The sequence below is a fragment of the Treponema denticola genome (assembly GCF_024181645.1).
Classification (GTDB): domain Bacteria; phylum Spirochaetota; class Spirochaetia; order Treponematales; family Treponemataceae; genus Treponema_B; species Treponema_B denticola_A.
On the sequence record NZ_CP058624.1, the window covers coordinates 2,590,827 to 2,602,495 of the forward strand.

The following is an 11,669-nucleotide window of genomic DNA, read 5'->3' on the forward strand; positions in this document are numbered from 1 at the left end:
AGGCGTGGTAAACTAAGCGTCATAATAACTATAGGAGGCTTTTTAATGAAAAAGTATGTACCGGAACCGTTTAGAATTAAAATGGTTGAGCCCATCAAAATGACAACGCGTGAGGACCGTATCAAATATCTTGAAAAAGCAAAATACAATATGTTTAACTTACGCGGTGAAGATGTCTACATTGATTTATTGACCGACAGCGGAACTAATGCAATGAGCGATAAGCAGTGGGGCGGCGTTATGGTCGGAGATGAGGCCTATGCCGGAGGAAAAAGCTATTTTAAATTGGTTGAAGCAGGACAGGATATCTTCGGATATGAATTCATCCAGCCCGTCCATCAGGGCCGAGCTGCAGAAAAGGTTTTATTCCCCTTGCTGCTCAAAAAAGGCCAAGTTGCTATTTCAAATATGTTCTTTGACACAACCAGAGCTCACGTAACCTTAGCCGGAGGAAGACCTCTCGACTGCGTATGTAAGGAAGCAAAAAAACCTTCCGAATATGCACCTTTTAAGGGAAACATGGATGTCGAAAAGCTTGAACAGCTTATTAACGAGCACGGAAAAGAAAAGGTCGGAATGATTGTAATGACTATTACAAACAACTCTGCCGGAGGACAAGCCGTTTCAATTCAGAATATCCGCGATGTTGCCAAAGTTGCAAAAAAATACGGCATTTTGTTCAATATTGACGCAGCTCGATTTGCAGAAAATGCCTACTTTGTAAAGCAAAGAGAAGAAGAATTTAAGAATAAGCCTATTAAAGAAATTATCCGTGAAATGTTCAGCTATGCAGACACCTTTACGATGAGTGCCAAAAAAGATGCTATCGTTAATATGGGCGGTTTGATCGGTATTAAAAACAATCAAGAAATCTATCAAATGATTAAGGGTAACTGTATTTCTTTTGAAGGATTTATTACCTACGGAGGCCTTGCCGGCCGTGATCTTGAAGCCTTGGCTATCGGTTTGTACGAAGGTATTGATGAAGAATATTTAAAATACCGAAACGCTTCTATGGAATACCTAGCCTCTCAGCTTCTTGATGCAGGTGTTGCCATTCAAAACCCGGCAGGCGGACACGGTGTTTATGTTGATGCCAACGCCATGTTCCCGCACATTCCGTACTATCAATTCCCCGGCCACACTCTTTGCGTAGAGTTATATAAAGAAGCCGGAATCCGAACATGCGACATCGGTTCCTTTATGCTCGGAAACGATCCCGAAACCGGAGAACAAATCAAATCCGAATTCGAATTTGCCCGTCTTGCAATTCCGAGAAGAGTATACACACAATCTCACTTAGATGTTATTGCAGGAGCTTTAATCAACATTAAAGAAAGAGCATCTCAGGTGAAGGGCTACAAAATTATCTGGGAACCCCCGATTCTTAGACACTTCCAAGCTCATTTGGAACCCATAAAATAACAGCTCTTTTAAGTAAGCATTCATACCGATTAGTCTTGTAAGCTAATCGGTATTTTTTTGTAAAATTATAATATACCGGCTCGTTCTGCCATACATCTCATAATGATGTCATCTTGTGAAGAGGAAAAAGTAATTTCAGTGAACCCCTTATCATCGTAATCGGTTATTTTTTGATCATCAGCCCATATTTTCTCTTTTACATATTGACGGCAATGCGTTTGGTTGAAAAAAAAACGTTTTTTTGCTATGATGATATCTTAAATTGTATTTTTAGGAGATAAATATGCAGGAAAACCAAGAACAAAAAAAGCGTCAGGGTTGTTTTATGGCGTTTTTTCGTGGAATAAACATTTTACGTTTGCTAATAATAAACATCATTTTCTTTTTTTTCTTTTTTTCATTTTTGGGGGTTATGGGCAGCATACCCTCTAACACAAAAACAGTAGAGCGCGTACCGAATGAGGCTGTCCTAATGATAAATCCTTCCGGAATTCTTACAGAAAAGGAATCGGATATTTTTTTGGCCGGCATTCCCGCAATCGGGAAAAAATCGGCAGTCCTCGTTTCGGACATTGTAAAGGCGATAAAAAATGCGGCCTTCGATAGACGGATAACAAGCCTTTATTTGGACTTCTCGGAATTGAGCGGACTCTCATCGGGACACTTAAGTGAACTGGGAGACGCTTTAAAAGTCTTTAAAAATTCCGGTAAGAAAATATATGCCTATGCTGTAGGCTATTCCATTCCCTCTTACTTTTTGGCTTCTTATGCAGACCGTATAGGCATCGATCCGCTGGGAGAAGTCTCCTTTGCAGGTTTTGCTTCCCGTCCGGTCTTTTTTAAAGGATTGGAAGAAAAATTCGGCATCAAGTGGAATGTGATACAGGCCGGAACCTACAAGGGTATGGCAGAAACTTATTCGCGGGATAGCCTTTCTCAAAATGTAAGATCCAATTTAAAATCCATGTTCGATGATTTATGGAATAAATACACTTCGGATATTGCAGCGAATAGAGGTATGCCGCCCGAAAAAATTATAGCTTTCGCCGAAAACAATAATGCCCTTATAAAAAAATGTGAAGGAAACGGAGCGAAGGCTGCTTTAGAAGAAGGCTTTGTTACCGATATTGCCTCAGTCGATGAATTTGCTGCAAACATAGGTTTTGCCGATAGTAAAACATTTTCGGTAAATGTAAACACAATAGGCTCTGCTTCATATAATGCAAATTTTGCAGAAATGCCCTCTCAAAATTCTATAGGTGTTATTCATCTAAACGGAGCGATCTCTTCTACCGGTACAGGGCGTATAGATGACTCTGCCGTAAGTTATAAAATTGTAGAACTTTTTGATATTGCCCAAGATGACCCGACTGTAAAGGCTATCGTTGTAAGAATAAATTCAGGCGGAGGAGAGGTTTTTGCTTCGGAAGAAATAAGACGGGCTATCGACAGAGCTAAAGCATCAGGTTTACCTGTTGTAGTTTCCATGGGTTCTGTTGCCGCTTCAGGAGCTTATTGGATTTCTTCTTCTGCAGATTATATTTTTGCAAGCCCTTACACAATTACCGGCTCAATCGGTGTATTGGCTACAGCTCCATCCTTTAAGGAAGCCGTAAAAAAATATCTGGGCATAACAAGCGATTTGGTTTATTCGGGACAAAAGCCTTCATATTCCGTTTTAGAAGAACCTTCGTTGGAAGAAAAAGAGGTAAGGCAGCTGGAAGTTATGCACATATATAAGACATTTATCGAAACCGTCGCAAGAGGAAGAAACCTTCCGGAAAAAACCGTTGAAGAGTTAGCCGGCGGCCGTGTCTATTCAGGTGAACAGGCCTTAAATTTAAAATTGGTTGATGCTTTGGGTTCTTTGGACGAGGCCGTAAAATATGCTGCAGAGCTTGCAAACATAAGCGGACAATATTCCGTAAAGGAAATAAAAAAGCCCCTGCCTTTTACGGAAGCTTTGGTAAAAAGTATTTTAGAAGATATTGATGCTTCGACGCTTTCGCAGATGAACTTTGCAGATATCAAAGCCTTCACTGACTTTTTAAATTTAAAATCAAAAAAAGGCATCTATGTTTACAGCCCCGAATATCTTATTTGGGAAAACTAAACTTGCGGTAATGGAGGAAGAGATATGGCTATAAATTGCGGAATTGTGGGTTTACCCAATGTAGGAAAATCGACTATATTTTCGGCTCTTACAAGTGCGCCGGCTGAGGCTGCTAATTATCCGTTTTGTACAATAAACCCCAATGTAGGAATTGTAAGTTTACCCGATGCCCGTTTAAAAAAATTAGCTGAACATTTTAATCCCAAAAAGGTAATTCCTGCAACCGTAGAATTTGTGGATATTGCAGGTCTTGTAAAGGGAGCTTCAAAGGGAGAGGGTTTAGGGAATCAGTTTTTGTCCCATATCAGAGAAGTCGGAGTTATTGCCCATGTTGTACGCTGTTTTGATAATGATGATATAGTCCATGTTTCGGGGAAAATAGATCCGGCTTCCGATATTGAAACGATAAATATCGAGCTCGCTCTTGCCGATCTTGCAAGTTTGGATAAAAGAGCCGAGCGTGCCGAAAAGGCGAGCCGCATGGGCAAGGAAGCTCAAAAAGAAGCTGCCGTTGTAATGCGGGCTATCGAAAAAATTCGCCCTCTTTTGCAGGAAGGAAAGGGCGCCCGCCTTGCCGACTTGACCGATGATGAAAGAGATGCAATCTACGACACCCATCTAATTACAATGAAGCCTCAAATGTATGTTTGCAATGTAGATGAAACAGGTGCCCAAGACAGTAATCCCTATATAGCGGCAGTTAAAAAGATTGCAGAATCGGAGGGGGCCGATACCGTTGTAATTTGCGGAAAGTTTGAGGCCGAATTAGCCGACCTTGAAAGTGAAGAAGAACGCCTAAGCTTTTTAGCTGAGGTAGGCTTAGAAGAATCGGGCCTTTCACAGCTTGCAAGGGCTGCTTATCACTTAATCGGGCTTAGAACCTTTTTTACGGCCGGAGAAGATGAGTGCCGTGCATGGACAATTCATGCCGGGGATACGGCTCCAAAAGCTGCCGGAGTTATTCATACCGACTTTGAAAAAGGATTTATAAAGGCTGAAGTATACAGCTTTGATGACTTTGTAAAATATGGAAGTGAACAAAAGATAAAGGAAGCAGGGCGTTACCGTCAAGAAGGGAAAGCCTATGTAGTAAATGACGGTGATGTTATGTTCTTTAAATTTAATGTTTAAATTTTAGATAAATTTTTATAAAAATGCTTGACATTTTTATCCGTTTTAAGTATACTCAAGCCACACACAAACGATACACACTGTTTTTCACTAGACTCGCTCATTATCCTCCTTTTGGGTGAGTCTTCTTTTTTTGTTCCATTTTATTTTTTTACATAAGTTTATGTTTGTATAGTTTACCTTTACTCTGCGGTTAGGTCAAAAACCGCATCCAAATCAAGTCTATCGGTCTTTATTTGAGAAAATAAAATATTTTGGTCAAGCTTCGCATCAAAGGGAGAGTTTTTAAAAAACTTAAAAAACAGTGAGCTGTGATTTTTGGTGTCTTGGTCTATTTCTACAAAGAGCTTGTAGGTTCCGGCTATGTTCCGTTTTGCAAAAATATACAACCGCTCTCCGTTTTTTTGACCTGCTGCCGCAGCCTTTGATTCTGCTGCCATAAAAAAACTTTCATCGGCCGTTATGCCGGATAAGGCAAAGGAGCCGAATTCTTCCAACATATTTTTTCCGTTAAAATTAAAATTCTTTATTAAAACGCTTTTTTTATTTTTGGACTCTACTGTTTGAATAGGGAATCCTTGTAAATTATCCTTTGAAAGTTCCTCGATAATTTTGTTTAGAACATCAAAGCCTTGATCGTCATTTTCGATGAGGGTACTCATCAGCCGTTTTGCAAAAGCTCCGCCTTGGCTTGAGTTTAAGCGTTCTATCATTTCGGCAGGGCTTATTTTTTTTCTTGTTAAGGTTTTTTCAGTCTTAGGCTGATTGGTTGTTTTTAAAAATTCCGGGGCAGCCGGAGCTTGAGGTATTACAGGGTTTATTGTATTCGGTTTAGGGATTTCCGGCATACCTGGGATAGGAGGAACGGAAGGAATAGGAATCGGATTAGAGTTTTGCCCAATCATAGGCAGGGACATAAAGATAGAAAAAATCACTGCGATTATAAAAGGACTTATCGGCATATTGGCAAGCCTGCTTTCAACGGTTTCAAGCCGAGCCTGAAGACTTAAAATAGTTTTTTCCAAACGCCGTTTTTCTTTTTCTAAGGTTCGCCGCGGGTCTTCTTCTTTCTTTTTAGAAATTGTACCCCGGACAGTTGCAGGGCTTGTCTTATTTAAAAACATTTCTTCTGCCTCAGCTCTTTTTTCCGCATTGCCTATATTGGCTACAAACTTCATCGCTTCATAACCGATGGCCGGGTTTACATCGTAGGCACTGATTTTTTCGATAGCAGTTGCGGATGCCCTCGGAAGGCAGAGCACCCTATCGACATAATCCTCATATCTTACGCCGGCTTTTTTGCAAAGAGGCCGAGCCTTTCCAAGCAGGCGGCCGAGTTCTTTCATAAGTTTACCGTCTTCTACCATTATGACTTGTCTGATTTCATCGGTTAATTCCAAAAGCTCGGGCGACTCCTCAAGAGTGATTTTATAAAAACCTTTTTTTTCGGCCTCAGCCAAAAGGCTGTGAAAGAGAGTCCAAAACTTGGGGCTGTGTACCCGCGTTGAATAAAAACCGCCCTCTTTTTCACACTGCTTGTGATGAGTATATTCATGCACAGCTGTGTAAATAAGTTCATTATCATTTGCAAAATTCTTATTATGAAGAATAATTTCGTGCGTGTCCGGCTTATAAAGCCCGTTTACCTTTTTGCTGCTCTTTCCCGTAAAAACAACAGAAAACTCAAGCTCCGTATCCGCCGTCTCAAGCAAAATTTCTTTAACCCTATCTTGATTCATAGTTGCATTATATACTATTTAAGATAAATTTTCAAAGAGATGAGGTTTGTCAAGACCAAAAAATATTTAAACTTCGAAGGCTTTCACTAATTCATTAAAAACATCTTGACTGTCATAACACGTATCGATCAAATACAAAAAGCGGCATAGAGAGGAACAATCTTTTTTTTATTTTCAAAGCCGAAATTTTTTGAAGAAAGTTTTACGGCATATTCCGGTTCATATGTTTCCATATAAACCTTTAGGCTCTTTGCTCTGGTATTATCTGCCGATTTTACCTCAATAGGAATAATCTTATCTTTTCGTTTTATGATAAAGTCTATTTCCGCTTCCCGCTCGGATTCCCAATAATAAGTTCGATAACCGTTTATAGAAAGCTGAACCTGTACATAGTTTTCCGTCATAGCGCCTTTAAAATCATTTAATTCATCATTCATATAAAGTACATCATTTGCCGACAAATCTTTTTTTGCAAGCAGTAGGCCCAAATCAGATACATAAACTTTAAACGAATCTATATCACGATAGTTTTCAAGCGGCTTTTTAATCCGGGTTACCTTATAAACAAGAGATACAATACCTGAAAGAGACAGCCATTCGATTGCATTTTCAAATTCTGCTGCCCTTCCTCCTCTTTTAATCATTTTATATTGAAAGCGTGTATTTTTTTTTGACAACTGAATGGTTATGTTATCATAGGCAAGTCTGGTTTTTTTTATTTCATTTAAGTTATTATACTTACTCATATCATTTAGATAGCTTGCCAGTATAGTATTTTGAATGTGGCGGACAAGGATATAATTTTCCGTTTCAATAAAAAGTTTTACACATTCGGGCATTCCTCCCACGATGAGGTATTTTCTATAAAGAATCATTGCCTTATCGTGCAAGGCAGCGGAGAGGGGGGTATTTGTATCAAAGCTTTTTTTTATTTCTTTTACGAGAATTTCTTCGCCCATAGCAAGGAGGAACTCTTCCATGTCCATAGGATAGAGCGTTTTCATATCAACCTTACCAACCGGAAAAGAAAATTTTTTTCTGCTCACGGCAACGCCGAGAAGACTTCCGGCAACCAGAATATGATACTCAGGTGCTTCTTCATAAAAGTATTTTAGTGCGGTTAAGGCTTCTTCACAAAGCTGAATTTCATCAAATACAATCAATGTTTTTTCTTTTACGATGGACTTACCCGCAATATTGGAAAGTATAGGAAGCAGGTAATCGGGGCTTAAGGTTTCTTTAAAGGTTTCATTTAGCTTAGGATTCATCTCAAAATTGAAATAGACTACATTTTCATAATTTTCTCTGCCGAACTCTAAGATAGAATAGGTTTTGCCAACCTGTCTTGCTCCTTGCAATATGAGTGGTTTACGATATTTGCTGTTCTTCCATTTTTCCAAATCCTTGCTGATTTTTCTGTACATATCCATTCTCCCGTGCTTTATAGTAAAATTATATCAAATATTTGTGTATTTATCAAGGATAATTTTATAAAAAAACACACTAAAACACAGGAAAAGCTTTTAGTCTCAATCCTAATTGAATTTTAAGTGAACAACCAATGTTCTATGCAATTTATCGGCGAAATACATATATATTCGGGTTAGGAATTTTAATCCCTCACAATGTTTTAATGCTCCATCAAAAAATCCATCGACCTCTATAAGTTTTGTATCAGTAATATTTGCAAATTCCTTTGGGTTATCGACACTAAAATACATCTTAGCATTAACATTACCGGTCTTTTGAACATATTTATTAGCTAATTTTAATCCGGTAGAATTTGTTGCGTCAAATACCAATTCTCCTTTAAGAATTAAAGACTTCATTTTTTTAATCATCTCTATAATTTTACCTTCATCGAAGTACTGATATACTCCCGAAACAACAATCATAGTCGGCAATGAAGTATCTATTTCTTTTACCCAATCAAGAGTAAACATATCCCCTGAGAGCAGTTTTTCATTATCTGCATTTCCTAATACTTTTTTTCTGGTATCTATAACGTTAGGTAAATCTATTTGATAAAAGTTAGATTTAACATTATTGATACGATTATAGGCGGTTTCTAAGCCGGCTCCTAAAAACACTACATTGCTTTGAATATTTTCTTCAAGAAATTTTTTTACCTTTTTATCGATTGTTTGTTGTCTGCAAACACTAGCCATATAAAAATATTCGGTAGTATTCTTTTCTATGTTATCCGTCGGTATATATTGTTTTAATGACAATGCTTTTTCATCATAGAAAAATTTAGGAAATTTCTCGGATGCATATATTCTTGCTGCAAGCGGGATATATAATGTATCTTCTACACCATCAAGTAAGTTTTTTGTACTCATATCATAATTCTCCTTTTATTATAACCATTATAACATAAATATTTATTTTTGTATCGGATTTATTATCGGAATTTGCGTCCATGGGTAAATGTAAGGTTACTCCTCGTAAATAACGGTTGTATTCTTTCCGGCTTTTTTTGCCTTATATAGTGCTGAGTCGGCTTGTTTGATAATCTCAGCTATAGGTATATCATTTGAAAATCTGCTTATACCGGCACTAAAACTTAGTTCGGAATTTTTAAATTGAGTTAAGCAGGTTTTTCTAAAAGACTCTCTGGTTTCTGCTATCAGCATATTGGCATGATTCTTATCAGATTTTATTATCGTCAAAAATTCATCACCGCCGTAACGGAATGCAGAAAATGAATCCCCTAAGTAAGGCTTAAAAGTTTGTCCTAAGATTCTTATTACATTATCACCATATTGATGCCCATAGGTATCGTTGATTTTTTTGAAATTATCAAGATCTATCATTACAACAAATAGCTCACCCTTATAATCTTGTAATTTATTAATATAAGTTCTTAATGCCGTTCGGGAGTACAGACCGGAAAGATCATCTATCATCATTCCGTACCAATATTTTTCCTTTTCCTCGATTGCCTTTAATATTTTAGAGTGTTCTGCTTTGTTGCTGTTAATAACGAATTCTGCCGTAACATGAGCTACTATGAAAATAAAGACCATGACTATAAAATCAGAAATATACTTGCTTGTTATAGTATGATCTCCGTCATACTTTATAACAAAGACGGCTAAGATTGCTCCCATAAAAGATATTAATGATGTAAGTCTTGTTAATTTTTTATCGTGATAAATAGTTGACAAAAAAATCATTAATAATAAACCTGCATAAATTGTAACAAAAAGTTGATGGACTACAATATAAAGAAAAGATTGCAATAAGGAGCTCATCATTACAAGATAATTTTTCTTTTTTGAGTCGTAAAATTTTTGATTAAGTATTTTTGTGATAATATATAATAGAAAGTTAATAACAAAGGGTAACATTATGTATTTTAAAAAATATTTGTTAAAAGATAAGGGCATTTGGTTTTGAAAAATAAAATAGTAAGAGAACTCAAAGCAAAATGCAATAATAATAATTACAAGTTGAATCCTTATGTGAATCAATCTAAAGTATGTCTGTAAAGAATTTATTTCATCTTTTGCAATTTTCGTATTATCATTAAAAATTTCATATAGGCGGTCTTGAGCCGTATTGCCGCCCTTGGTTTCATAATTATACTTTTTCATATTTTGTCCTCACTAGAAAATAATATTTCCGTAAAGACGTCATTATATCATAATTTTAAAGATATTTTCAACAGATAGAAAAATAACCGCAGGAAAGATATTTGCTTTCCTGCGGCATGAGTAAGAGCTATTTAAGCTTCTTTGCTTAGCATATAGTAAAGACTTTTTACAAGGGTTCCTGTGGCATTTTCTTTTAGGTAGCCGAATTTTTCGGTAATGTAGGCAGTTCCGGCTATATCAATGTGAATCCACGGGATATCTTCTTTTGCAAGAAAGGAACCGACGAATAGACCGGCCGTCATCATTCCGCCTAACTTTCCGCCCGAATTTTTTATATCTGCAACTTTCGATTCGTTCATTTTTTTATAATATTCGATAGTAGGCATTCTCCAAACAATTTCGCCGGCTCTTTCATTTGCCTTAACAAGTTCTGAAAAGAACTCATCATTGTTTGTAACTGCACCGCTGACCTGTTCTCCAAGAGCTGACACACAAGCGCCGGTAAGGGTTGCAAGGTCAATCAGCTTAGTAGCTCCCAAATTATTTGTAGCATAATAAACGGCATCGGCTAAGGTTAAGCGGCCTTCAGCATCGGTGTTAATAATTTCGATAGTTTTACCGCTCATTGAACCGATAATATCGCCGTTTCTGTAGCCGTCTCCCGAAATCATATTTTCGCAAGAAGCAACAACAGCGACAACGTTTACCTTTGCTTTGAGGTCGGCCAGTGCGTGCATTGCTCCGATGACCGTACCTGAACCTCCCATATCCGTGAACATATCAACCATGCTTGTAGCCGGTTTAATTGCGTATCCGCCGCTGTCATAGGTTAAGCCCTTACCGACAAGAGCGATTTTTTCATTGGAACCGGGATTATTGTAGTATTCCATAACGATGAGTTTAGGTTCCTTGGTGCTTGCTCTGGCTACGTTGAGGAAGGCTTCCATTTTGAGGTTTTCAATTTCTTTTTTGCCGTGGATTGTAACCTTGACACCCTTTGCTTCAAGTTTTTCTTTGGCAATTTGGGCCAGAGTTTCAGGATAGATTACATTTGCCGGCTGGTTTACCAAGTCTCTGGTTAAGAAAACCGCTTCCATGAGCTTGACGGCTTCGTTTATACCTTTTTCGGCTCTGTCTTCCTTGCCTTTTTCAGGATTATAATTAACCGTAATTTCGGTTTGTTCTTTACGATCGCTTTTAAACTTATCATATTTATAGGTGGCATGGAGCATACCTTCTGCAATAGCCTCAGCCATCTTATAATTACATAGATTGTTAAGTTTAGGGATGTTGAGCTCGACTTCTTCTACCTTATTCTTTAAAAGCTCACTTGCTGCGTTAAAAAAGGTTTTTCTTAAAACTTCCAAGTCAATTTTTTCTTCTTTACCCAGACCGATAAAAAGCTGAGCTTTAAGATTGGAGTCGAGAGTATAATAAACCTCTTCCGCTTTTCCGGAAAATAATTCTTTTTCCTTCAAATGATTAAGATAGCCGCCTTCAATTTTCTCCTCAAAAACCAACTGGGCAGCTACACCGCCTTTTTTTGCAATATTAAATTTCATAGTTCCTCCAAAATTGTATTAAAGTTATGCTTACTTTACAATTAGAGTATACATCTTTTATCGATTAACGGCAAGATACATAGAGATTATAAGAATTTTT

8 protein-coding genes are annotated in these 11,669 nt (G+C 37.5%); 3 read left to right on the plus strand and 5 right to left on the minus strand.

Annotated elements, in window-relative coordinates; translation table 11 throughout:
* The first annotated feature begins 45 nt into the window (after positions 1-45).
* From HO345_RS12205 to ychF, 3 genes are all read left to right on the plus strand, one after another.
* Positions 46-1,425, plus strand: a complete 1,380-nt coding sequence (locus tag HO345_RS12205; protein WP_010694138.1) for a tryptophanase — start codon at positions 46-48, stop codon at positions 1,423-1,425.
* Positions 1,426-1,708: 283 nt separating this feature from the next.
* The gene (gene sppA, locus HO345_RS12210; protein WP_253683136.1) at positions 1,709-3,538 is read left to right on the plus strand and encodes a signal peptide peptidase SppA; all 1,830 of its coding nucleotides are present in this window, start codon (positions 1,709-1,711) and stop codon (positions 3,536-3,538) included.
* Between the two features lie 24 nt (positions 3,539-3,562).
* Positions 3,563-4,669: a redox-regulated ATPase YchF gene (gene ychF / locus HO345_RS12215; protein WP_253683137.1), complete on the plus strand. Its 1,107-nt coding sequence runs from the start codon at positions 3,563-3,565 to the stop codon at positions 4,667-4,669.
* Positions 4,670-4,851: 182 nt separating this feature from the next.
* On the opposite strand, the gene HO345_RS12220 is transcribed toward ychF, so the two are convergent.
* From HO345_RS12220 to HO345_RS12240, 5 genes are all read right to left on the minus strand, one after another.
* Positions 4,852-6,408, minus strand: a complete 1,557-nt coding sequence (locus HO345_RS12220) for a hypothetical protein (protein ID WP_253683138.1) — start codon at positions 6,406-6,408, stop codon at positions 4,852-4,854.
* A 128-nt stretch (positions 6,409-6,536) separates the two neighbouring features.
* Entirely contained in the window at positions 6,537-7,832 is a 1,296-nt protein-coding gene (locus HO345_RS12225; protein ID WP_253683139.1) for an ATP-binding protein, read from the minus strand.
* A gap of 111 nt (positions 7,833-7,943) precedes the next feature.
* Positions 7,944-8,750 (minus strand): class I SAM-dependent methyltransferase, encoded by an 807-nt coding sequence (locus HO345_RS12230; RefSeq protein ID WP_253683140.1) that lies wholly within the window; start codon positions 8,748-8,750, stop codon positions 7,944-7,946.
* 96 nt (positions 8,751-8,846) lie between these two features.
* On the minus strand, positions 8,847-10,007 hold the full coding sequence (locus tag HO345_RS12235; RefSeq protein ID WP_253683141.1) for a GGDEF domain-containing protein: 1,161 nt from the start codon (positions 10,005-10,007) through the stop codon (positions 8,847-8,849).
* 131 nt (positions 10,008-10,138) lie between these two features.
* Positions 10,139-11,569 (minus strand): cysteinylglycinase, encoded by a 1,431-nt coding sequence (locus tag HO345_RS12240; RefSeq protein ID WP_253683142.1) that lies wholly within the window; start codon positions 11,567-11,569, stop codon positions 10,139-10,141.
* Positions 11,570-11,669: the final 100 nt, after the last annotated feature.